The sequence below is a fragment of the Paraburkholderia sp. 31.1 genome (assembly GCF_014397645.1).
Classification (GTDB): domain Bacteria; phylum Pseudomonadota; class Gammaproteobacteria; order Burkholderiales; family Burkholderiaceae; genus Paraburkholderia; species Paraburkholderia tuberum.
In genome coordinates this window covers 79,576-103,537 of record NZ_VZQN01000003.1, presented here as the reverse complement: position 1 = coordinate 103,537, position 23,962 = coordinate 79,576, and the positions used below count along the sequence as shown (strand labels likewise).

Genomic DNA, 23,962 nt, shown 5'->3' with positions numbered 1-23,962 from the left:
CGTCTCAGACCCGCTCGCGCCCCGCGCCGGCCGACACCGTGCACGCTTGCATCGCCCGTTGCAATGCCTCGTACACCTTCGGGCGATTGCATTGCGACACGTTGAAACGCAGAAAGCCCGCCGCCGCTTGCGACGCGCTGAACACGTTGCCCGGCGCGAACACGACGCCCGCCGTCAGCGCATGACGGGCGATGTCGGCGGCATCGAGCGCCCCGGGCAAGCGCGCCCACACGAACAGGCCCGCGCGCGGCCGTGTCCAGATATCAAGGCCCGCATAGCCGAGACGCCTGATGGTCTCTCCCATCGCATCGGCCAGCTTCGCGCGCATCGCCTCGAGATGACGCCGATAGGTACCGTCGACGAGCATCCGATGCACGACGCTCGCCGCGAGCTGACCGTTGCCGAACGATGTCGCGAGCTTCAGATCAATCAACGGCTCGACCCATTCGGCGCGTGCCGCAATATAGCCGCAGCGCACCGCCGCCGACAGCGTCTTCGAAAAGCTGCCGATCGACACGACGCGCGCGAGGCCATCGAATGCGGCAAGGCGCGGCGCGGCTTCGTCTTCGAAGTCCGCGAAGATGTCGTCCTCGACGATCAGCAGATCGTGCTCGCCGGCGAGCTTCAGCAGCCGGTGCGCGACGGCCGGCGCGAGCGTCGCGCCGGTCGGATTGTGGATCGCCGAGTTCGTCACGTAGAGCCGCGGACGCTGCTCGACCAGAACGCGCTCGAACGCCGCGAGATCCGGTCCCTGCGGCGTGTACGGCACGCTCGCGATCCGCACGCGATGCGCGCGCAACAACGCCTGAAAATTGAAATAGCAAGGATCGTCGATCAGCACCGTGTCGCCGGGTTCGAGCAGGAAGCGGCACACGAGATCGAGCGCATGGGTGCCGCCGTCGGTCAGCAGGATCTGCTCGCGCGGCGCATCGACCCCGTGCGCGGAAAGCCGCCATGCAAGCTGCTGACGCAGCGCGGGCAAGCCCGCCGGGCTCGCGTAATCCGCGAGCAGCGATTGCGGATCACGGGCCACCGCGCGCAGCGCGCGCCGCACGCCATCTTCCGGCAACCACGAAGCCGGCATCCAGCCGCAGCCGGGCTTCAGCGCTTTCGAGCCGGTCTCCAGCGACTGCCGCGTGAGCCACAGCGGATCGACCTCGCGATCGAGCCGCGGCCCGAGGTCGGCGAGCGCGAGCGGCGGCGCATGGCCCGACACGAAGAAGCCCGAGCCGCGCCGCGCGATGATCACCCCTTCCGCAACGAGACGGTCGTAGCCTTCCACCACGGTCGACTTGGACACGCCGAGCGTGTCGGTCATCGCGCGGATCGACGGCACGCGGGCGCCCGGCATCAGCGAGCGGCTCGCGATACGCTCCCGCAGATTGTTCATCACGAGGCCGACACGCGTGCCCGGCACCGTCTCGTTGTTCTCGCTTTCCGCCATCTGTACTGCTCCCATGTTCGGTACAGTTTGCACGAACTGTACTGATCTGTAGCTTAACGTTTACGGCCGCGGCGCGCATCATGAGACTCTTTCAGCGCAGGGACGTTTGCCATGGACAAAACCACCAACGGCTGGCTCAGCGGTTTCGCGGGCGTGCTGATTTTCAGCGGCTCGCTGCCGGCCACGCGGCTTGCCGTGCAGGGCCTCGATCCGGTGTTTCTGACCGTGGCGCGCGCGACGATCGCGGGCATCCTTGGTCTGCTGCTGTTGCTGGTGTTCCGCGAGACCCGCCCGGAGCGGCGCGATCTGCTGCCGCTCGTCGTGGTCGCGCTCGGCGTCGTGGTCGGCTTTCCTTTGCTGACCGCGCTCGCGCTGCGTCACGTGAGCGCCGCGCATGCGGTCGTGTTCATCGGCCTGCTGCCGCTCGCCACCGCGATCTTCGCCGTGTTGCGCGGCGGCGAGCGGCCGCAGCCGGCGTTCTGGCTGTTCTCGGCGCTCGGCAGCGCGGCGGTGGCCGCGTTCGCGCTGCGTCACGGCATCGACGCCTCGCCGCTCGGCGACGCGCTGATGCTCGCGGCGATCGTCGTGTGCGGGCTGGGCTACGCGGAAGGCGCGCGGTTGTCGCGTCATCTTGGCGGCTGGCAGGTGATTTCGTGGGCGCTCATGCTGTCGCTGCCGTTGATGCTGCCGCTCGCATGGTGGACGCGGCCCGTGTCGTTCGACGGTGTCGGCGCCGCCGCGCTGTGGGGACTCGCGTACGTGTCGCTGTTCAGCATGCTGATCGGCTTCGTGTTCTGGTATCGCGGGCTCGCGCTCGGCGGCATCGCGGCGGTCGGCCAACTGCAGCTGCTGCAGCCGTTTTTCGGACTGCTGCTCGCCGGCGTGCTGCTGCACGAGCAGGTACCACCATCGATGATCATCGTCACCGTGATCGTGGTCGCCTGCGTGGCTGGCGCACGGCATTTTTCGCGCGCCGCGCCGGTGCGGCGGCCGGTCTGACGCGGCTCGACCGTCGCGCGGCGAACAGACTTTTTCAGGATCGAATTGCGCGAGCTGTGGATCGATATGTCATCATTTCGCACGATTGGCACAACCAGCGCCCCACGCCGCGTTCCGCCGTGGCCCGAGCGACTGCGCGCAAACCGGTGAGCTTCATGAACCGAGCGTCGCTGACGGCTCCTCGCCTCGCGACGCCGCGCTCGCCCAATCGCTCGAACTCGAGATCGGCGCGATCCGGCACGTGTATGAACTCGCGCGCTCGCCGGCCTTCGCGCGCGTCGGCATCCAATTGACGCGCGGCATCAGCAACGCGTTCTACAGCTATCTCGAATACATCCGCCCGCGCGTGTTCTATTCGGACGGCATGTCGGGTTCCTACGTCGATTCGCTGATCTCGGCGGTCGTCGAACGGCGTGGACCGGCTATCGACGAACGCGTGGCGCGTAATCGCGAGCTGCAGAGCGAGTTCGATCAATTCGATCTTTGACCCGCTTCAAATCCGCCCGGGCGACAGGCATAGTGAAGACTTCCGCCAAACTGCGCCCGCCACGACAGGACCCCGCATGAGTTCACCCCGCCCTCCGCTCGACGCCCCGCTGATCCGCGACGCCAGCGAAGCCGACCTCCCCGCGATCCAGGCGATCTACGCGCATCACGTGCTGACCGGTGTCGCGTCGTTCGAAGAAACCCCGCCGTCCGTCGACGATCTGCGCGCGCGGCTCGCAAGCGTGCGCAGCCACGGACTGCCATATATGGTCGCGGAGATCGACGGCGACGTGGCCGGCTATTGCTATGCGACGCCGTATCGCCCGCGCGCCGCCTATCGCAACACGATCGAAGACTCGATCTACGTCAACGACGCGTATCGCGGACGCGGCATCGGACGCGTGCTGCTGCAGGCGCTGATCGAACGTTGCGAGACCGGACCGTGGCGTCAGATGATCGCGGTGATCGCCGATGGCGGCAGCGGCGGCTCACTGTCGTTGCACGCGCAACTCGGCTTCGAGCTGACCGGCACGTTGAAGGCTGTCGGCTACAAGCACGGCCGCTGGCTCGACACGACGCTGATGCAACGCCCGCTCGGCCGCGGCGCATCGACTGGGCCCGACGACGACTCAAACGCAGCGGGCGACGCCGAACGCACAACCTAACGCGCGCGCGGCAAACGCATGAACAAGGTCGGATAGTCGATCACGAGACCATCGCTATCCACGCGCAAATTGGCGGTGAACTCGCGAAAAATGCCTTCGTAGCGGTACTCGCCATTCAACTCGATGCACGTGTAGGCCTGCTCGGCGCGCGTGACCTGCAAGTCCGGCGTCGCGATATACGCGACTTCGATCGGCTGACGTTCGCCTTGCGCGAGTTGCAGCCGACGGATCGGCAACGTATTGGTGTACGGCGTCGCCGCGATATCGATGTCGATACAGCCTTCGATCGCGCTGAGCGCGAGGCCGTGCCCGTCGTGCCAGTGGCCGTCGCCATCGCCATGCAGCTCCAGCTCGCCGCCGCCGACGACCTTCAGCCGCGCGTAGCGCGTGCGCCAGCGCGCGTCGCAGCGCACCGCGTAATGCAGCCCGTACGCCTTGCCGTAGCGCTGCCCGACCACCACGCTTTCAACGGCGAAGCCATCGTCGCGCGCATCGAATACCAGATGTTCGATGCCGTCGCCCTCTTCCGAAGCCCATCGTAATTCACGCATCGGCGTCTCCTCGCGAAACGGCGCAGGAAAGCGCGCCGGGCTCTCATCGTAACGCGAAAGCCCGCGCGCGACGCAATCCCAACCCAGATCTGGCACCGCTGGCGAGACCAGCGCCTGCGATGCATCAAAATGAAGCATCCAAAAAAAAAGCTGCGCACGTAATGTGCGCAGCTTTACGAGACTGACGACGCGAAAAAAAACGCGTCGATGTGGCGGCAAAACAACGTGCCGCCACGTATTCAGTAACTGTTTAGAACTTGTGGATGATACCCACGCCAACCGCGGTCTGGCTGCGCGACGAGGACGGCGAACCGTTCTGGCCGTCACCGATGCTTGCCACTGCGTTGATGATGGACTTGCCGTTGCCCGACAGCGTCTGGCCGCTAGCGCGCTGATACGCTTCGAGTGCGTACAGGCCGGTGCGCTTGGACAGCGAGTAGTACTGCGACAGGTTGAACTGGCTGTAGCTAGCCGTGCTCTGAATGCCGTTCGACGACGTTGCACGGGTGTAGCTATAGCCAGCGGCCAGGTCCAGCACCGAGATCGGCTTCCAGTGCAGCACTGCGCCACCGGTATTCCAGATCTGCGTGTCGTGGAACAGCGAAGCCTGGCCCGCAGCGTATTGAACGTTCGAGTATGCGAACGAAACGTCCCACTGCGAGTTGAACGCGTAACCACCGGTCACCGCAATGCGCTGCTGCTTCGCTGCGGTCTGGAAGCCGTTGTTGATTGCCGAGACGGACGGCTGAGCGCCGTTGTTCGACGCCGTGGAATTCCACGCGGGGGTGCCAACGGTCGCCGCGTTGTCAATGCGCTGGATACCTGCCGCGAGACCGATCGGGCCGTTCAGGTACTGTGCCGCAACGCTCCAGGTTTGGCCGGCTGCGAAGCTGCCCGCGTTGCCGCCCAGTGCGTACGAACCGCTAACCGTCAGACCGGCAAAGCTCGGCGACGTATAAACCAGTTGGTTGTTCACCCGGAACGTCGTATCCAGCGAGTCGATATCACCCGGATGCGCACCGTATGCACCGGTCAGCCACGTGGTCGGGCTATACGGCGAGAGCAGCGTGTAGTACGAGGTGTACCCGCGGCCTGCCGTCACCGTACCGAACTGAGCGTTCGTCAGACCGACCCATGCCTGGCGGTTGAATGCCAGACCCGACACACTTTGCGCGCCAGTTGCGCTGTTAAAGCCTTCTTCCAACTGGAAAATCGTCTTCGTGCCGCCACCCAGATCTTCCGAGCCCTTCAAACCGAAACGGCTGCCTGCCCAGATGCCGTTGATCATCTTGACTTGCGAGTTGCCAGCGACGGTCTGCGGTTTCGCCGCCGTGGTCAGCGACGCCGAACTGTTCTGCCAACCCAGGCCCGTATCGACGATACCGTAAAGCGTCACGCTGCTTTGCGCATGTGCGCCCAGGGCGACCAACCCCAAGGCAGAAGCTAAGAGAGTCTTTTTCATTGTTACTCCTCTGTTAAAAACTTTCTAATGCGGCCTATGCGAGCGCCGCTGAGTGTGGGTAAGACGTTTTATTTGGATCAGAACACCGGGTGACCGTTGATGATGCTCGGCAACCAGGTCGAGAACCACGGGACATAGGTGACAATATTGATGGCCGAGAAGATAGCGAGGTAATACGGCCAAGCCACCTTAGTAGTTTCCCCTATCGACACATTGCCAATTGCGCAACCAATGAACTGCACCGAGCCAATCGGCGGATGCACGAGACCCAATGCGCAGTTCAGCAGAATCATGATGCCGAACTGAACCGGGCCCACCCCGTTGTGCATGGCCATCGGCAGGAACAGCGGGGTTGTGATCAGGATGTGCGCCGCCATGTCGACGAACGTACCGAGGAACACCTGAATCACGTTGATGTACAACAACATCAGCCACGGCAGCGAGGTCGCGCCGTCGAGCATGCGCTCGATCGCCTCCGGGATCTCCAGATAGGCCATCTGGTAGCGCAGCATGTTCGACACACCGATCAGCAGCAGCACCACGCCGGTCGTTTTCGCGGCCTTGCCGAGCGCATGGCCGAGCTTCTTCATCGACAGCGAGCGATACACGACGATGGTCAATATCAGCGAATAACCCACGGCGATTGCGGCCGCCTCCGTCGCGGTGGCGATACCGCGCGCCACGCAGAACAGAATGATCGCGATGACCATCAGACCCGGCACCGCGCCGATGAACGTGCGCAGCACCGCCATCCAGCCCGGGAAACGCTGCAGTTCGGTCGAACCGTCGGGACGGCGCGGATAGCCGAACTTGACAGCCTGCCAGTAAGCGGCGATCAGCACGAGGCCCATCACCCACAGCACCGGCAACAGACCCGAGAACAGCAGATCGCCGATCGACACGCCGCTCATCTGCTTGCCGTTCAGCACGCCGCTCACGCCTTGCGCGGCGAACGCGTAGATGATCATGTTGGTCGATGTCGGCATCAGCGCGCCGGCGAGCGACGAGTGCGTGGTCACGTTGACCGCGTATGCGGCGCTATAACCTTCGCGCTTCATCAGCGGGATCACGACGCCGCCCATCGCCGACGTATCCGCGGTCGGCGAACCCGACACGCCGCCGAACAGCGTACAGGCGACCACGTTGGCCATGCCGAGGCCACCGCGGAAATGGCCGACCGTGGCCTGCGCGAAACGCAGGATCCGGTCAGCGATGCCGCCGTGGAGCATCAGCTCGCCGGAGAAGATGAAGAACGGGACCGCGAGGAACGAGAAACCGTTCATGCCCGAGATCATCGACTGCATCGCGGTCGCGGTCGGCAAGCCTTCGAACAGGTACGTCAGAACGCAGGACAGGCCCAACGCGAATGAAACCGGAACCCCGAGGAAGAGGAAGATTAGAAAACTGGCGGTAAGAAGGGCAAGTTCCATGATGGTTCTACTTTTATTCCGTGGCGGAGAGTTCGAGCGCCGGCTCTTCCCGTTTCCCCGCGAAGAGCTCGAGCAGATGCTCGATCGAGAACAACGCGATGCACACACTGGCGAAGATCGGGATGCAGTAGCGCACGCCTTCCGGCACGCCGATGATCGGAATGCGGTCGCCCATCGTGGTTTGCGCCATCTCGAGGCAACCGACGAAGACCGCCACCGCGAAAGCGACCAGACACAGGTGCTGAATCCCTTTCGCGATCACCTGGCCTTTCTCGGGCAATTTCTTCACGAGCGAGTCGAGTCCGATGTGACCGCCCTCGCGAACCTTCAGCGCGGCGCCGAACATCGCGATCAGGATCACCAGCAGCAATGCGATGGGCTCAACGAAATCGGGCGCGTCGCTAAACACGTAGCGCATCACCACGCTATAAATCACGAGCAGGCAAAGCACGGCGAGGCTAAGCGACGCCACGACCAGCAGCACGCGAAAAAGAAAATCATTTGGGCGTTTCAGGAAACTCATGACCCTGTCCTTGCTTACGACCGACCTGTGCTTGAGATTCAGCCGTCCCGATACGACGCGATCCGCACGCGCGCGCGAAATCGCGCGGCGGAAGGTCTCGCGAGTTTCCTCGCGGGACCATTCACGCCGCTGTTGCGACAAGCGTTGCTATTGCTGATTGCGTCCGGGACGCGTGACTTACTTGATTGCTTCGATCTCGTCGACGATCTGCTTCATTTGCGGGGTCTTTTCATACTTCGCCCACACAGGCTGCATCACCTTCACGAAAGCCGCGCGGTCGATCTGCGAAGCCGCGATGACCGTTGCGCCACCCTTCGTGACGGCCTTCTGTGCGTCGGCTTCGCGCGCGGTCCACAGCTTCTCGTAGTAAGGTACCGAGTCAGCCGCGGCCTTCTTGATGATCTGCTGCTCTTGCGGCGACAGCGTGTCCCACACCTTCTTCGAGAACACCAGCACTTCCGGCGTCATCGAATGCTGGGTCTCCGAGTAGACCTGAGCGACTTCGAAGTGCTTGGTTTCTTCGTACGACGGCAGGTTGTTTTCGGCGCCGTCGACGAGGCCGGTCTTCAGGCCCGTATAGACCTCCGAGAACGGCATCGGGGTCGGCGTGCCGCCCATTGCCTTGATTTCGTCGACCATCAGGTCGGACGGCTGCACGCGGACCTTCAGCCCCTTCATGTCAGCCGGCGATTTGATCGCCTTCTTCGCGTACATCGAGCGTGCGCCACTCTCGTAGAACGTCAGTGCGATCATGCCCTTCGCGGTGAAGGCGTCGAGGATCTTCTGGCCTTCCGGACCGTACATGACCTTGCGGAAATGGTCGACGTCGCGGAACAGGAACGGCAGCGACGGGATCATCGATTCCGGCACGATTTCGTTGAACGCAGCACCGTTGGCACGGGCCATGTCGAGCGCGCCGATACGGACCTGGTCGATCGTGTCGTTTTCCGAACCGAGCGCGCTGTTGCCGAACACCTTCACGGAGTCCTTGCCGCCGGTCGCCTTGCTGATCTCCTCGCCCATGTACTTCACGGCCATGTTGGTCGGGAAGGTGTCGCCGTGCACATCGGCGACGCGGAACACGCGCGCTTCAGCCGACATCGTGCTGAACGCCAACGCCGCGGCCGCGACGATCATCGAAACATGGGAAGAGGCAAACTTCTTGTTCATCGTGACATTCCTTGAAAAATAGACCATCCCAGCAACAGCGGATGTGACATGGTTTTGACGCGTCTCCGGCTTCACGCTCACTGCCTTCGCAGGTGCGGGCGTTGGCCGTACTGGCTGTGCGACTTCCCCGGCACAGTTGACCCAGCACTCCAGTCGACAACTCGACTACTTACTTCAATCACGCCGGCCGGCTTCGGACATGCATGCCGCATCGACCGCGGCGGCACGAATGCCTTGAAACCCACCGAATTGCACTGTCACACCAACACAGAAAGCCATTTGTTTGGGCTTATATGTTGTACGACAACATACGAAGTCTATAAAAGGGGTTTTATCTTGTACAGACGGTATTTACCCGCATCAAGAAAAGCGCCGGTACGGATGACCGGCGTGGCATGCCACAAGGTCCCGCGCCGTCCGGCATTGGATGGGGACGGAATCGGTACAGTCTGCGGAGCTGTGGTATTTTTGCTGAAGAAATACGTGGCGGCGTGGTCTTCACACAACACGTTGTACGACGAGTGACAAATAAAGGGCCACACGAATGGTCCTGAAAAATGAAAACGCCGGGAGAAAAACTTCGTCCCGGCGCATGCTTCATGCAAGCAACGTTACAGTTGCCCTGCGAATTCTGGTTCAGGCAGCCCGCTCACGCCGGGCCGCAGCGCGAACACGTGGCCGTCGTGCTCGCTCGCGCCGTTGGCGGGACGAATCGAGGTGACGAACAGCGTATCGAGATCGCGGCCGCCGAACGCGCACATGGCAGGCTTGATGGCCGGCACCGGAACCTGCCGGTCAAGCTTGCCCTGCGGCGTAAACCGCAGCAGCAGACCGGCGTCGTTCGCGCAGATCCAGTAGCAGCCGTCGGCATCGACCGCCGCGCCGTCCGGACGGCCCGAATAGTGATGCAGGTCGGCGAACACGCGGCGGTTGCGCGGCTCACCGCTGTCGACGTCGTAGTCGAAAGCCCAGATCAGCCGGCGCAGCGGATGCGAGTCGGACAGATACATCGTCGTGCCGTCCGGCGACCAGCCCAGGCCGTTCTGCGTGATCAGCGAAGCGACGACCGGCGCTGACAGCACGCCCTTCTCGTCGAAGCGGTACAGCGCGCCGCCCGGGATCGCCGCGGCCATGTCCATCACCATCGTGCCGGCCCAGAAACGCCCTTGCCGGTCGCAGCGGCCGTCGTTGAAACGCATTCCGCCGTGCGGGAATTCAGGCGCCGCGAGCTTGCGCAGCGACGCTGTCAGCGGCTCGCCGCTCGCCGCTTTCGACGCGTCCGCGAGCGTGAGCGCGAACAACCCGGTCTCGCAGCCGGCGAGCACGGTGCCGGCGTGATCGAACGCGATGCAGGCAACCTGCTCCGGCAGCAGCCATTCGCTGCGCTGGCCCGTCGCGAGCGAACCGCGCACGATCTTTTTCGCCGGAATGTCGACCCAGTACAGCGCCTGCTCGGCCGCGCGCCAGACCGGGCTTTCACCGGTGGCCGCGGGCAACCGACCGGCCGCTTCGAAGCGCTCCACTTGCGGATTCGCGCTCATTGCTTAGGCTCCCGCTTAGGCTCCCGCTTAGGCTCCCGCTTCGGCTCCATCGGACCGGCCAGCACGAACGGGCCGCCCTGGTACTGCTGGGTCGGGTCGTCGTAGCGCGTGTCGGGGGCGCTCGGTGGGAACAGGTGTTCGAACTGCGCCGAGCTGTCTTGCGGACGGTAGCCGAGAAACGCGGCGTTCGTGTTGTCGACCCACGAGATGCGGTTATTCGACACGCCGTAGACGATCGCGTGACCGACGCGGTTCGTGAACAGCGAGCAGCGCACGAGCTCGATGAAATCGCGGTAGCTCAGATACGTGACGAGCATGCGTGCGGTCTTCGGCTGCTCGAACGACGAGCCGATCCGCAAACACACGGTCTCAAGACCGAAGCGGTCGAAGTAGTAGCGCGACAGCGATTCGCCGAAACACTTCGTCACGCCGTACATGCCGTCCGGACGCAGCGGCACTTCGGTATCGAGAACCGACGTGACCGGATGGAAACCCACCGCGTGATTCGAGCTCGCGTAGATGATGCGCTTCACGCCATGCTTTTGCGCCGACGAGTACACGTTGTAGAGGCCGCGGATGTTCGCTTCGAGCAGGTCTTCGAACGGCGCTTCGACGGAAATGCCGCCGAGATGCACCACCGCGTCCACGCCTTCGAGCAGCGCGTGCACGGCTGCTTCATCGGCGAGATTGACGACGGCCGCTTCCTCGTGCGCGGCGACTTCGCCGAGCGCAGCGATATCGGACACGCGCACGATGTCGGCCCATTGCGCGAGCGCGGGACGCAGTTGCTTGCCGAGGTTGCCCGCGGCGCCGGTGAGCAGCAGACGGCGGAAGGGTTTCTTTGCCGCGGAGCGGTCAACGTTCAAATCGGTCATGTCTCTTTGCTGTTGTGATTGCGAGCGGGTCTTCTGAACGGAAAAGCGAGCGCCGGCTGGACCGGCGCTCGCCTGAGTATTGACGGGGCACGGTGCCTGCTCAGGTCACCGGCGCCGGGTTGAACAGCGTCAACGCATTGTGCAGTCCGAGCTTCTCCGCGCAGGTTTCCTTGCGGCCGCTCGCGACTTCGAGCATCAGGCGGAACAGTTCCCAGCCCACCTCCTCGATGCTGGACTGGCCGGTCGCGATCGTGCCGGCGTTGATGTCCATCAGATCGTGCCAGCGACGCGCGAGGTCCGAACGCGTCGCGACCTTGATGACCGGTACTTCGGCGAGGCTGTACGGCGTGCCGCGGCCGGTCGTGAACACATGCAGCGTGATGCCCGAGGCGACCTGCAGCGTGCCGCAGATGAAGTCGCTGGCCGGCGTCGCCGCGTAGATCAGGCCCTTCTGATTGACCTTCTCACCCGGCGACAGCACGCCGGAGATCGCCGAGTTGCCCGACTTGATGATCGAGCCCATCGCCTTTTCGACGATGTTCGACAGGCCGCCCTTTTTGTTGCCGGGCGTCGTGTTCGCGCTGCGATCCGCGCCGCCGCGCTTCAGGTAATCGTCGTACCACTGCATCTCGCGGATGATCGCCTGTGCGACGTCCGCATTGGCCGCGCGCGCGGTCAGCTGATCGACGCCGTCGCGCACTTCGGTGACTTCCGAGAACATCACGGTCGCGCCGGCGCGCACCAGCAGGTCCGTTGCGAATCCGACGGCCGGGTTCGCGGTCAGGCCCGAGAACGCGTCGCTACCGCCGCACTGCACACCGATCACCAGATCCGACGCCGGACAGGTTTCGCGACGGCGGTTGTTCAGGCGCTTCAGATGCCCTTCGGCCATCCTCATGATCGACGTGATCATCGACTGGAAGCCGACGTGCGATTCGTCCTGCAACACCACGACGTCGCCGTTCTGGTCCAGCGCGACATCACCGATGTCCGCGACGTCGTCGACGACCGCCGCCGCCGCGATCGGAATCGTTCCCGGCGGCATCAGACGCTCGGGCTGCAGCTTTTCGCAACCGAGGCTCACCATCATCACTTCGCCGCCGAAGTTCGGGTTCAGCGCGATGTTGCGCACGGTGCGGATCGGCACCATCGCGTCGGGCGCGTCGATCGCGACGCCGCAGCCGTAGGTGTGACCGAGGCTGACGACATCGTCGACATTCGGATATTTCGGCAGCAGCTCGGCCTTGATGCGCGTGACCGCGTGTTGCACGACGTCGGCGACGCACTGCACGGTGGTCGTGATCGCGAGGATGTTGCGCGTGCCCACCGAGCCGTCCGAGTTACGGTAGCCCTCGAACGTATAGCCTTCGAGCGGCGGCATGTCCGGCGCTTTGGTGGTGGCGATCGGCAGGTCTTCGAGTCCCGGCGGGCTCGGCATGCGAATCACGTGCTCGTTGATCCAGCTGCCCTTCGGCAGCGGCTTCAGCGCATAACCGATCACGACGTTATAGCGGATGACCTCGTCGCCCTCGGCGAGATCGGCCACCGCGACCTTGTGGCCCTGCGGCACACGCTCGCGCAGCCTGAGGCCATCGGCAAATACCGCGCCCTCGCCCAGACCGCCGTCGTTGACGACGATCGCGACATTGTCATTGGGATGAACGCGGATGTAGAGCGGAGTTTGTTCCATTGATCGATCCTTGAGGCGTGATAGACCTGCGTCGCCAGAAATCATACGTCATCCTACAACGTGAAGTTTCGCCCGGATGTTCCGTATTTACCCTATAGCGTGAATTATGCCGTGAAAACCCCGTTGAGTTACCGGATTTGTTGTTGTACGATGACGTATAAGAAATCTGATTTCCAAAGATTTTCTACTAGTACGACGTCCGTTGTACTGGTTGGAACCAACAACGACCCAATCCGACGCCTGGATACTTTGATCATGACGACACCGCAGGAACTCAAGCAGATCGTTTCGGAAGGCCTCCTGTCCTTCCCCGTCACCGACTTCGACGCTAAAGGCGACTTCCGCGCCGACACCTACGCAGAGCGTCTCGAATGGCTCGCTCCGTACGGCGCATCGGCGCTGTTCGTCGCCGGCGGCACGGGCGAATTCTTCTCGCTGACGCAAGACGACTACACGCAAGTAGTCAAGACCGCGGTCGAGGTCTGCAAGGGCAAGGTACCGATCCTCGCCGGCGCCGGCGGCCCGACCCGCGTGGCGATCGCCTACGCGAAGGAAGCGCAGCGCCTCGGCGCGCACGGCATCCTGCTGATGCCGCACTACCTGACCGAAGCAAGCCAGGACGGTATCGCCGCGCACGCCGAAGAGGTCTGCAAGGCTGTTCCGGGCATGGGCATGATCATCTACAACCGCGCGAACTCGAAGCTCAACGCCGACATGCTCGAGCGTCTGGCAGACCGTTGCCCGAACCTGATCGGCTTCAAGGACGGCGTGGGCGAGATCGAAAACATGGTGACGATCCGCCGCCGCCTCGGCGAGCGCTTCTCGTACCTCGGCGGCCTGCCGACCGCGGAAGTCTACGCTGCCGCCTACAAGGCGCTGGGGGTGCCGGTGTACTCGTCGGCGGTGTTCAACTTCATTCCGAAGACCGCGATGGACTTCTACCGCGCGATCGCCGCTGACGACCACGCGACGGTCGGCAAGCTGATCGACGAATTCTTCCTGCCGTACCTGAAGATCCGCAACCGCCGTGCCGGCTACGCGGTCAGCATCGTCAAGGCTGGCGCGAAGCTGGTCGGCCACGACGCAGGTCCGGTGCGCGCACCGCTGACCGATCTGACGCCGGAAGAAATGGAGCAGCTCGACGCGCTGATCAAGAAGCTCGGACCGCAGTAAGGAACCGGCGTCAGGGCTTCGAGCGAAGTAGCTCGCGAGCCTCATCGATGAGGGCCGCCTAGACGGCCGCGTGGCGAACGCCCGGCACAGCAACGTTGCCGGGCGTTCGTGTGTTTGCCCGACAGGCAGGTGGTCTGCGGGCCACCCGGTGTGCAGACTACACCTCGCCCGACAATACAGGAGATGACCATGGACTTGAGCCGCTCGGCCAGTTCCACCGACGCCGCTTCTAGCGCGGCACGCACCAAGGTCCGCTACGGGATCCTGCTGCTGATCTTTGTGATCACCACCCTCAACTACGCCGACCGCGCGACGCTGTCCGTCACCGGTTCCGCAATGCGCACCGCGTTCAGCCTCGACGCGATCCGCATGGGCTATATCTTTTCCGCATTCAGCTGGGCTTACGTGCTGTCGCAACTGCCGGCCGGCTGGCTGCTCGACCGTTTCGGCGCGCGCCGCGTGTACGCGGCGAGCATCTTCTCGTGGTCGCTATTCACGCTGCTGCAGAGCTCGGTCGGCCTGCTCGGCAGCGCCGGTGCGGCGATTACCGGCCTGTTCGCGCTGCGCTTCGTGATGGGCGCGGCCGAGTCGCCGGCGTTCCCGGCGAACGCGAAGGTCGTCGCGAGCTGGTTCCCGACCAACGAGCGCGGCACCGCGTCGGCGATCTTCAACGCCGCGCAATACTTCGCCGCGGTCGTGTTCACGCCGCTGATGGCGTGGCTCACGCACGCGTTCGGGTGGGAAATGGTCTACGTCGTACTGGGCGTGGCCGGGCTGCTGCTCGCGCTGACGTGGCTGAAGGTCATGAAGAATCCCGCCGACCATCCGCGCGTGTCGCGCGCCGAGCTCGAGTACATCGAGCAAGGCGGCGGCCTCGTCAGCGGTGCGCGCAAGACGCGCCCGGACGATGTTTCGAAGGCCGGCGGCTGGACGCTCGTGCGTCAGTTGCTCAGCAACCGCATGCTGCTCGGCGTCTATCTCGCGCAGTACTGCATCAACGTGCTGACCTACTTCTTCCTGACGTGGTTTCCGATCTACCTCGTGCAGGCGCGCGGCATGACGATCCTGCATGCGGGCCTCGTGGCCTCGCTGCCGGCGATCTGCGGCTTTCTCGGCGGGGTGCTCGGCGGCGTGCTGTCGGACGGAATGATCCGCCGCGGCTGTTCGCTGACCGTCGCGCGCAAGGTGCCGATCGTCGGCGGCATGCTGCTGTCGACCTGCATCATCGGCTGCAACTACGTGTCGACCGACTGGGTCGTCGTCGCGCTGATGTCGCTCGCGTTCTTCGGCAAGGGCATCGGCGCGCTCGGCTGGGCGGTCGTCGCCGATACGTCGCCGAAGGAAGCGCTCGGCTTGTCCGGCGGGATCTTCAACATGTTCGGCAACATCGCCGGCATCGTGACGCCGATCGTGATCGGTTATCTCGTCGCGCGCACGGGCTCGTTCAATGGCGCGCTGGTGTTCGTCGGCGCGAACGCGCTGCTAACCGTGATCAGCTATCTGGTGATCGTCAAGGACATCCGGCGGGTCGAGTTGCGCCCGGGGTGAGCCCGTTATAGGCTTGGTTATCGTCGCGGTTATCGTCGCGGTTATCGTACTTCCGGCCGACCGACCCGGCGCCTCGCGCGATCTATCCGCGCCGAGGCGCCAAACTTCGGGCCTGCGCCGATATACGTGACATTTGCGCCGGAAACGATCCGGCCTTCTATAATCAGTCGTCAGACGACGATATAATAAAAATGCACGATTCCCAGCGGTCTTTCAAACAAGGAGCGTTTTCGATGGCTACACCACTAGCATCCGCGGCACCGCCACGACGCGCTCGCAATCTTGCCGAGTTCGTCGTCAACTACGTCACCGAGCAGATCGCGGCCAACTTGCTGAAGCCGGGCGACAAACTCCCCACCGAATCGCAGCTGATGAGCACACTCAGCGTGAGCCGCACGGTGATTCGCGAGGCGATCTCGCGCCTGCAGGCAGGCAAGGTCATCGAGACGCGGCACGGCATCGGCAGCTTCGTGCTCGAGCCGCAGCGCGAAAAGCTCGGCATCGACATGGTGCCCGCCACCACGCTGCGCGACGTGCTGTGCATTCTGGAGCTGCGCATCAGCCTCGAAACCGAATGCGCCGGTCTCGCCGCGCAACGCGCGAAAGCGGACGACCTCGCGCGCATGCGCGCGGCGCTCGACGCGATCGAGGCCACGCGCCACAACGGGCTCGACAGCGTGCAGGCCGACCTGCAGTTCCACATCTCGGTCGCACGCGCAACCGGCAACCGCTATTTCGTCGACATCCTGTCGCAAATGGGCAGCGCGCTGATTCCGCGCAACCGGCTCGACTCGGCCGGCATCGCGCGCGCCGATCCTGATGCGTATCTGTCGCTCGTGAACCTCGAGCATGAAAGCATCCTCGAGGCGATCAGCCGGCACGACGCCGAAGGCGCACGCGCCGCGATGCGCATGCATCTGTCGAATAGCCGCGAGCGGCTGCGTCGCGCGAATGAAGTGAGCGAAGCGAACAGCTGATTCTCACGAAGCTCGCGGGCGAAAAAAATGGCCGGGAATCTCCCGGCCATTTTTTTATCTTGCGATTGCGTCCGCCCTTCCCTTCGATCCGCGCCCGGCCGACCGGCCCGGGCGCGCATCCGTTCAGGACGGCGTCACGCGATTAACCGCGCGTGAGTTCGCCATCGCGACGACGCCACAGTTCGAGCGGATTGCCGTCAGCCAGCGTTTCCGGCAGCAGCTCGGCCGGGAAGTCCTGGTAGCAGACCGGGCGCAGGAAGCGGTCGATCGACGTGGTGCCGACCGAGGTCGCCCGGCTATCCGACGTTGCCGGGAACGGGCCGCCGTGGACCATCGCATGGCACACTTCGACGCCGGTCGGGAAGCCGTTGACCAGAATCCGGCCGGCCTTGCGCTCGAGAATCGGCACCAGCTTCTTCGCAGCCGCCACGTCGGCGCTGTCCATCTGCAGCGTCGCGGTCAGCTGGCCGGCGAAGTATTCGGCGACCTTCAGCATTTGCTGCTCGTCCTTGCAGCGGATGATCGTCGACACCGGGCCGAATACTTCGTCTTCGAGCGCCGGGTTCGCGAGGAACGTCTGCGCGTCGGTCACGAACAGCGCCGCGCAAGCCTGGGTCGGGCCGGTCGCGGCGACGCCGCGTGCCACGACTTCGACGCCCTTCGTTGCGGCCAGCTTGCCTTCGCCGTCTTCATACGCGGCGTGAATGCCCGAGGTCAGCATGGTCTGCGCCGGCTTCGCCGCGAGCGCTTCCGATGCCGTCGCGACGAAGCCCTTCAGCGCGTCGCTGTCGATCGCGATGGCGAGGCCCGGGTTGGTGCAGAACTGGCCCGCGCCGAGCACGAGCGAGTCGACGAAACCGCGCGCGATGCTGTCGCCGCGTGCCGCAAGAGCGTTGGGCAGCAGGAACACCGGGTTGATGCTGCTCATTTCCGCGTACACCGGGATCGGCTCCGGACGCGCCGCCGCGACGCGCATCAGCGAAGTGCCGCCCGCGCGCGACCCGGTGAAGCCGACCGCCTTCATGGCCGGGTGCGCAACCAGTGCCTCGCCGACCGAGTTACCCGCGCCGACGATCATCGAGAACACGCCTTCGGGCAGATCCATTTCCTGCGCGACGCGCTGGATCACGCGACCGACCAGCTCCGACGTGCCGAGGTGAGCGCGATGCGCCTTCACGACGACCGGGCAGCCAGCAGCCAGCGCCGCGGCGGTGTCGCCACCCGCTACCGAGAACGCGAGCGGGAAGTTGCTCGCGCCGAACACCGCGACCGGACCGAGCGCGATCTTCTGCATGCGCAGATCCGAGCGCGGCAGCGGCTTGCGCTCCGGCAGCGGCGAATCGAGCGTAGCGTTGAGCCCCTGGCCCGCGCGCACGGTCTGCGCGAACAGCTTCAACTGGCCGGTGGTGCGGCCGCGCTCGCCTTCCAGACGCGCCTTCGGCAGTCCCGATTCAGCCTGCGCGCGCTCGATCAGCTCGTCGCCGAGCGCGGTGATGCCGTCAGCGATACGGTCCAGGAACTCGGCGCGCACTGCGAGCGGCAGTTGACGGTAGGCGTCGAACGCCTGTTGCGCGAGCGCGCAGGCCTGCTCGACGTTCTCGACGGTGCCGCTGCCGAACACCGGCTCGGGAATCTCGGAACCCGTGGCAGGATTGAACGCGCGCAGCGGTTTTTCTTCGCCGCGCACGGCTTTGCGACCGATCAGCATTTCGCCGGTAATAGGCATTTTTGACTTTCCTTTAATGAAGGCTAAAGATATAGGTCATCCTACAACATCGCGGGGGCCCTATGCAACCCGAAACGCTTGTCTGACAGGCGCATACGGGTATACTCGCCCATTACAACCGGGCCGTGCGGTGCTAATCTGTAGCTAGTCATACGACGACTTATAACTCGCATTTCGCGGTTTAGCATTGTCGCAGCTTTTCCCGATCCATCGCAGTTCGAGGAGACACCGCATGCCCGCCGTCACGCCTTACGAATCCTTGCCCAACCGCTTCCGGCGCGCGGTGCGCGAGGGAAAAACCCAGATCGGCTGCTGGGCGTCGCTCGCCAGCCCGATCGCCACTGAACTGCTGGGCACGGTCGGCTTCGACTGGATGCTGCTGGACGCCGAACACGCGCCCAACGACGTGCTCACGCTGATCCCGCAGTTGATGGCGCTCAAGGACAGCGGCAGCGCACCGGTCGTCCGACCACCGGCCAACGACAGCGTCGTGATCAAACGTTTTCTCGACAGCGGCTTCTCGAACTTCCTCGTGCCCTTCGTCGACAGCGCCGACGACGCCGCCCGCGCGGTCGCGTCGACACGCTATCCGCCGCAGGGCATTCGCGGCGTATCGGTCGGCCATCGCGGCAATCGCTACGGCACCGTGTCCGACTACTTCGCGATCGCCAACGACAACGTCTGCGTGATCGCGCAGATCGAAAGCCGCAAGGCGGTCGAGAATATCGACGGCATCCTCGCGGTGGACGGCATCGACGCGGTCTTCATCGGTCCGTCCGACCTCGCGGCGTCGTATGGCCACCTCGGCAATGCGAGCCATCCGGACGTGCAGCAGGCGATCGCGCATGTGTTCGCGTGCGCGCAGGCGGCCGGCAAGTCGAGCGGCATTCTCGCGCCGCTGCAGGCCGACGCGGAACGATATCTGTCGATGGGCGCGCGCGTCGTCGCGGTCTGCGCGGATCTCGGGTTGCTCAAGGGCGCCGCGCAGGCGGCACAGAAACACTTCATGCAGAAACCGGCGGGCGAGGCTTGAACGCGGCCGCCACGACATCTTCGGAGCATTCCATGCAAAAAGCAGGCTTTATCGGACTCGGCATCATGGGCAAGCCCATGGCCGCCAACCTTCTGAAAAACGGCGTGTCGCTCGCCGCCTTTACGCGTAGCGGCGTGCCCGCCGAGCTCACGCAGGCCGGCGCCCTCGCATGCGACAACCCCGCCGCGGTCGCCGCCAACGCGGACGTGATCTTCATCATGGTGCCTGACACGCCGGACGTCGAACGCGTGCTGTTCGGCGAGAACGGCCTCGCGAGCGCGCTGCGCGCCGGCCAGACGGTCGTCGACATGAGCTCGATCTCGCCGATGGCGACCCGCGATTTCGCGGCGCGCGTGCGCGAATCCGGTGCCGATTATCTCGACGCGCCGGTGTCCGGTGGCGAAGTCGGCGCGAAGGCCGGCTCGCTGACCATCATGGTCGGGGGCGAACAGGCCACGTTCGACAGCGTGAAGCCCCTGTTCGACATGATGGGCAAGAACGTCACGCTGATCGGCGCGGTCGGCGCGGGCCAGGTGTGCAAGGTCGCCAACCAGGTGATCGTCGCGGCGACCATCGAGGCGGTCGGCGAAGCGCTGCTGCTCGCGTCGAAGGCGGGTGTCGATGCGGCGCGCGTGCGTGAGGCGCTGATGGGCGGCTTCGCATCGTCGCGCATTCTCGAAGTGCACGGCGAGCGCATGACCAGGCGCACGTTCGATCCGGGCTTCCGCATCGAACTGCACCAGAAGGACCTGAACCTCGCGCTGTCGACCGCGCAGGCGCTCGGCGTGTCGCTGCCGAACACCGCCACCTGCCAGGCGCTGTTCAACGCGTGCGTCGCGCACGGCGGCAAGGCGTGGGACCACTCGGCGATGGTGCGCGCGCTCGAAGTGCTCGCGAATCACGAGATCGGTCAGAAGAGCGCGTAAGCGCGCTGTTGCATGGCGCCACTTCACAGTTGCGATCGGGTTTTCCGTCTGTCCGCATGTGACCGATGGCCGGCTCGATCGCAATTCGTCGTCTGATCGGGAACGATGCTCATTTCGCGGCATCGCTCTGAATTGCCGCCTGATCCAGCGCTTCGGACCAGCGTAGGACCATCAACGCGTGAGCATGGCTCGCGACCTTTAGTCTCCTCATTAACGGCAGATGCTCTCGCAATTTTATTGCGAGCCACGCGCCCCTCTTGCGCCTGTCACAGCGTACGGCGTGGGTAGTGACCGGGCTGCCATGGCATTCGCCCCCATGCCCTTGCGCCATTCAATCCAACTAACGTCCGATCGAGCGAACCATCGGGACGCACGGGCTGGCACAAGAATCATCCTTCGCCCATTCCCTCGCTCTGTACCCGGCTGTTAGCTTGATAGCCCCAACAACGACAGAGGAGTCCGGAGTGTCATATAACCAGGATTCGGATGGCGTGCGCGTCGTACTCAGTGCGCCACAACTGGCGGCGGTGCTGACCCGCCAATCGATCAGCCACGGCGAAATGCTTTCCAACCGGCTATGGGGCGGATTGCAACTTGTCGGCGGTCTGCTGGAAATGGTCGGGGCCGGCGCGCTGTGTGTGATGCCAGAACCGACCATGGCAAGCAAGGCCGGATGCGTTGTGTTCGGCGTTCACGGCTCGGACACAGCGGCCGCTGGCTTGCGTCAGATCTGGACGGCGCGAGATACGGCGACGCTAACCCAGCAGGGCACGACGAAACTCGCCGAAGCGATGAATGCCAGTCCCGATATGGCGAACAATATCGGTCTGTGGCTCGATATGGTCGTGCCGTTTGGCTTTGCTGGTTCGATCAAGGCTGTACGGACTTCGCAGATCGTGATGGGCCGGATCAGACTGATGGAGCACGAAGCGAAGGACGGTAGCCGGATCGGCGGGCATACAATCGAAAAGCATGTCGGGCGGACTGAGGCGCAATTGCGCGAGAGGCTGCGCCTAGAACCAAAAAGAGACGTAGTATCGTCGTTTCGGGATTTACCGACGGCGGAATGGGCGATCTCCAAGGTTATGGAATCCAACACACTGAAAATCAGGAGTTGGGCTCAATCAAATCCGAGACTTGTGTTAACTCTATTCCATAACGTTGGAAAAACTGTAGGTTATGGAATTAACCGAGAAACCGGGCAAGTAAAGGGTATGAGTATGGTTCAGGTTGTCTTGAAATATGAGAAATACAATGGAATGCCATATTACATTTTGACGTCTTATCTACTGAAATGATGAACGAAGAATCATATCCCCAGTTCTATGTCCTGTTCGGGGGATATCTCAACCAAGACAGCGATCTCTGGGGTGACACTCTGGAGCAGGTTGTATCGTGCTTCAAGGAAGACAGTTCTAGAGAAGAAATTGCAGAGACGCTGCGCGAAATAGATAAATATAAAAAAGAAGCAAGCGAAAATCTTGACCAAAAGTTTTACGAAGATTATGGATTTAATTTCCATCCGAAATTGTGGGGATACACTACCGCATCCTTCTTTGACGAATTAAAACGTCTGCTGGGCGACTAATCTGCTTGCCGGCTGCAACGCTCACGGCGCAACGGCGCCATCCTGCAAACGGCCGCAAAACCGAATCGGGTAGGAGGCGGGGTTGCCCCCGCCGTCCTCCCACAACACCGGACGTACGGTTCACGTATCCGGCGTTTCCCGTCGGCCTCGGACCGGATCGGTCGTCGGCGTGAGCTTGTTTCGTGCGTCGTGTCGCCTGGCATCCGATGGACACCTCAGCCTCTCTCGGGGCTTCCGGCCCCTCCAGCATGGCTGCAGGCCCCCGGCATGGCCGAGGCTTCTGCCCAGATACGCAGAGATCACGCGTGACTTGCCACTCGTGACAGGTTTGGCCCTTCGCCGCTCCGGTTTCAACGGCTACTACGACCTCTGCTGACTTCTGCCACCCCATTCCGACACCTCTCGATGCCAGTAGCACAAGGCAGGATGGCAGATCTCCCAGGGTAATACGCGCGACCTTCACGCTTAGGCCTGTCGGATCTACGTCATGGCGTTCCGTGCAAGTATCGGGCTTTACAGATTTTGGCCTGCTCACCCCGCCATACCGCCTAATATCCGCTTCCTGTTCGTCAGGCCAGCGCTTTGCCTTCGGCTTCCTTCAGATTCCACCTCACGATGGACACCCTTGCCGTCCGCTAACACTTCCCCTTGCCGGGTGTGTAGGGGACTCTCACCCCCAAGTCATCCAGTTCGCCACCACAGCGATCCAGATAGCGCCTTTCACGGCGCTGCGCGCCATGCCTGGCGCACCAAAAAAACGGCGCTCACTCATGGGCGCCGCTTCTTTCACCACATCGGCCCACTAAAGCCGACCGCACTTCGCCTTACTTCGCCGTCACCGCACCGGCCGACGCCCACTTCGGCTCCGGCATCTTTTCCGAACTCCTGGCCATCAGGCAGACCACGACCGCGGCAATCAGATCGAACACCGCCAGCACGACGAACAGCGGGCTATAGCCGATCTGCGTGACGAGCACACCGAACAGCGCGGTGAACGCCGCGGCGCCCAGATATCCAGCCATGCCGCCCATGCCCGTCGCGGTCGCGACCTCGTGCTTGCCGAACATGTCCGAGGTGATCGCGTACAGTGCGCCCGACAACGTCTGGTGCGCGAAGCCGCCGACGCACAGCAGCGCCACCGCCATGTACGGGCTCTCGACGAGACCGACGCACGCCGGCCCGATCATGAACAGCGCACCGACCACGAACACCATCTTGCGCGACGTGAACAGCGACACCTTCGCGTACTTGTGGAACAGCGGGCTCAGATAACCGCCGAGCACGCAGCCGATGTCGGCGGCGAGGAACGGCATCCACGCGAACATCGCGACTTCCTTCAGGTTCATGTGACGCTCGGTCATCATGTACAACGGAATCCACGCGTTGAACGTTTGCCAGGCCGGCTCGGACAGAATTCGCGGAATACCGATCGCCCAGAAATCGCGGCTCGCCAACATCGCGCGCCAGTTGCGCTTCGGCGCGTTGATGTCATCGTGATGCTTCGCTTCCTGGCCGCTCAGAATGTAGTCGCGCTCCGCGTTGGCCAGCAGCTTCTGGTTGCGCGGATGCTTGTAGATGGTCATCCACAGCACGCTCCATACGATACCCGCCACGCCGACGATCACGAACGCGAGTTGCCAGCGGCCGTGAAACAGTGCCCACACGACGAGCGGCGGCGCAAGCACCGCGCCAATCGACGAGCCAATGTTGAACCAGCCGATCGCAACCGACCGCTCTTTCGCCGGGAACCACTCGCTGGTCGCCTTCACGCCAGCCGGAATCCCGGCCGATTCGGCGAGACCCAGGATACCGCGGAACACTGCGAGGCTACGCCAGCCCGTCGCCCATGCCGCCGCCGCGCACGCCACCGACCACGCCAGCGCGAACACCGCGAAGCCGACCTTGGTGCCGATCGTGTCGAGCACGAAACCGGCGACCGGCTGCATGAACGCATAGCAGAGCTGCCACGCCACGACCACGTGCGAATACTGCTCGGTCGTGATGTTCAGCTCCTTCATCATCGTCGGAGCCGCAACCGACAACGTGTTACGCGCCAGGTAGTTGATGATCAGGCCGGCCGCGACCAGCGCGACCATCCACCAGCGAATACCCTTGATCTTCATTGCTGCTACTCCTCGTGATGCATTGCCCGTCA

At 63.5% G+C, this 23,962-nt stretch carries 20 protein-coding genes and 1 pseudogene; 10 read left to right on the top strand and 11 right to left on the bottom strand.

Translation table 11 applies throughout. The features are described from left to right. Positions 1-4: 4 nt before the first annotated feature. Positions 5-1,444 (bottom strand): PLP-dependent aminotransferase family protein, encoded by a 1,440-nt coding sequence (locus F6X37_RS02740; RefSeq protein WP_187610304.1) that lies wholly within the window; start codon positions 1,442-1,444, stop codon positions 5-7. 111 nt (positions 1,445-1,555) lie between these two features. Here F6X37_RS02740 and F6X37_RS02735 point away from each other — a divergent pair, with 111 nt between their 5' ends. From F6X37_RS02735 to F6X37_RS02725, 3 genes and pseudogenes are all read left to right on the top strand, one after another. Next, on the top strand, positions 1,556-2,443 hold the full coding sequence (locus F6X37_RS02735; RefSeq protein ID WP_187610221.1) for a DMT family transporter: 888 nt from the start codon (positions 1,556-1,558) through the stop codon (positions 2,441-2,443). Between the two features lie 157 nt (positions 2,444-2,600). Next, a pseudogene (locus tag F6X37_RS02730) lies at positions 2,601-2,930 on the top strand (hypothetical protein); the annotation flags it as partial. Between the two features lie 76 nt (positions 2,931-3,006). Next, positions 3,007-3,594 (top strand): GNAT family N-acetyltransferase, encoded by a 588-nt coding sequence (locus F6X37_RS02725; RefSeq protein WP_184069238.1) that lies wholly within the window; start codon positions 3,007-3,009, stop codon positions 3,592-3,594. Here the strand turns inward: F6X37_RS02725 and F6X37_RS02720 are convergent. The 8 genes from F6X37_RS02720 to garD all read right to left on the bottom strand — a co-directional run bounded on the left by F6X37_RS02720 (position 3,591) and on the right by garD (position 12,836). After that, the gene (locus tag F6X37_RS02720; protein WP_187610220.1) at positions 3,591-4,145 is read right to left on the bottom strand and encodes a putative glycolipid-binding domain-containing protein; all 555 of its coding nucleotides are present in this window, start codon (positions 4,143-4,145) and stop codon (positions 3,591-3,593) included. The two genes, F6X37_RS02725 and F6X37_RS02720, sit on opposite strands and share 4 nt — an antisense overlap. 250 nt (positions 4,146-4,395) lie before the next feature. After that, positions 4,396-5,607, bottom strand: coding sequence for a porin (locus F6X37_RS02715; RefSeq protein ID WP_090806074.1), 1,212 nt, complete (start codon positions 5,605-5,607; stop codon positions 4,396-4,398). Between the two features lie 77 nt (positions 5,608-5,684). Then, positions 5,685-7,037, bottom strand: coding sequence for a TRAP transporter large permease (locus tag F6X37_RS02710; RefSeq protein WP_187610219.1), 1,353 nt, complete (start codon positions 7,035-7,037; stop codon positions 5,685-5,687). A 13-nt stretch (positions 7,038-7,050) separates the two neighbouring features. Next, complete coding sequence (locus tag F6X37_RS02705; protein WP_090810071.1) at positions 7,051-7,560, bottom strand: TRAP transporter small permease; 510 nt, start codon at positions 7,558-7,560, stop codon at positions 7,051-7,053. A gap of 177 nt (positions 7,561-7,737) precedes the next feature. Then, the gene (locus F6X37_RS02700; protein ID WP_184049987.1) at positions 7,738-8,730 is read right to left on the bottom strand and encodes a TRAP transporter substrate-binding protein; all 993 of its coding nucleotides are present in this window, start codon (positions 8,728-8,730) and stop codon (positions 7,738-7,740) included. Between the two features lie 611 nt (positions 8,731-9,341). After that, positions 9,342-10,271, bottom strand: a complete 930-nt coding sequence (locus F6X37_RS02695; protein ID WP_090806080.1) for an SMP-30/gluconolactonase/LRE family protein — start codon at positions 10,269-10,271, stop codon at positions 9,342-9,344. Beyond that, a complete protein-coding gene (locus tag F6X37_RS02690) occupies positions 10,268-11,146 on the bottom strand; it encodes an NAD-dependent epimerase/dehydratase family protein (RefSeq protein WP_187610218.1) in 879 nt (292 codons plus the stop codon). Before F6X37_RS02690 ends, F6X37_RS02695 begins: the two co-directional genes overlap by 4 nt. Positions 11,147-11,246: 100 nt before the next feature. Beyond that, positions 11,247-12,836: a galactarate dehydratase gene (garD, locus tag F6X37_RS02685; protein WP_090806085.1), complete on the bottom strand. Its 1,590-nt coding sequence runs from the start codon at positions 12,834-12,836 to the stop codon at positions 11,247-11,249. 255 nt (positions 12,837-13,091) lie between these two features. Between garD and kdgD the strand changes: the two genes are divergently transcribed. The 3 genes from kdgD to F6X37_RS02670 all read left to right on the top strand — a co-directional run bounded on the left by kdgD (position 13,092) and on the right by F6X37_RS02670 (position 16,534). Further along, positions 13,092-14,009: a 5-dehydro-4-deoxyglucarate dehydratase gene (kdgD, locus tag F6X37_RS02680; protein WP_187610217.1), complete on the top strand. Its 918-nt coding sequence runs from the start codon at positions 13,092-13,094 to the stop codon at positions 14,007-14,009. 189 nt (positions 14,010-14,198) lie between these two features. After that, the gene (locus tag F6X37_RS02675; protein WP_187610216.1) at positions 14,199-15,557 is read left to right on the top strand and encodes an MFS transporter; all 1,359 of its coding nucleotides are present in this window, start codon (positions 14,199-14,201) and stop codon (positions 15,555-15,557) included. Between the two features lie 233 nt (positions 15,558-15,790). After that, positions 15,791-16,534 (top strand): FadR/GntR family transcriptional regulator, encoded by a 744-nt coding sequence (locus F6X37_RS02670; RefSeq protein WP_187610215.1) that lies wholly within the window; start codon positions 15,791-15,793, stop codon positions 16,532-16,534. A gap of 142 nt (positions 16,535-16,676) precedes the next feature. Here the strand turns inward: F6X37_RS02670 and F6X37_RS02665 are convergent, their stop codons facing one another. Further along, the gene (locus tag F6X37_RS02665; protein ID WP_187610214.1) at positions 16,677-18,260 is read right to left on the bottom strand and encodes an aldehyde dehydrogenase (NADP(+)); all 1,584 of its coding nucleotides are present in this window, start codon (positions 18,258-18,260) and stop codon (positions 16,677-16,679) included. 232 nt (positions 18,261-18,492) lie between these two features. On the opposite strand from F6X37_RS02665, the gene garL reads away from it, so the two are divergent. The 4 genes from garL (at position 18,493) to F6X37_RS02645 (ending at position 21,807) form a co-directional block, all read left to right on the top strand. Further along, positions 18,493-19,293 (top strand): 2-dehydro-3-deoxyglucarate aldolase, encoded by an 801-nt coding sequence (gene garL, locus F6X37_RS02660; protein WP_187610213.1) that lies wholly within the window; start codon positions 18,493-18,495, stop codon positions 19,291-19,293. Beyond that, positions 19,290-20,219 carry a 2-hydroxy-3-oxopropionate reductase gene (locus F6X37_RS02655; RefSeq protein WP_260336498.1) on the top strand — a complete coding sequence of 310 codons (930 nt, stop codon included), beginning with the start codon at positions 19,290-19,292 and terminating at the stop codon, positions 20,217-20,219. Before garL ends, F6X37_RS02655 begins: the two co-directional genes overlap by 4 nt. Positions 20,220-20,683: 464 nt before the next feature. Further along, positions 20,684-21,517 carry an RNase A-like domain-containing protein gene (locus F6X37_RS02650; RefSeq protein ID WP_187610212.1) on the top strand — a complete coding sequence of 278 codons (834 nt, stop codon included), beginning with the start codon at positions 20,684-20,686 and terminating at the stop codon, positions 21,515-21,517. After that, complete coding sequence (locus F6X37_RS02645) at positions 21,514-21,807, top strand: contact-dependent growth inhibition system immunity protein (protein ID WP_187610211.1); 294 nt, start codon at positions 21,514-21,516, stop codon at positions 21,805-21,807. Before F6X37_RS02650 ends, F6X37_RS02645 begins: the two co-directional genes overlap by 4 nt. Before the next feature lie 824 nt (positions 21,808-22,631). Here F6X37_RS02645 and F6X37_RS02640 read toward each other — a convergent pair. Next, complete coding sequence (locus F6X37_RS02640; RefSeq protein ID WP_187610210.1) at positions 22,632-23,930, bottom strand: MFS transporter; 1,299 nt, start codon at positions 23,928-23,930, stop codon at positions 22,632-22,634. Positions 23,931-23,962: the final 32 nt, after the last annotated feature.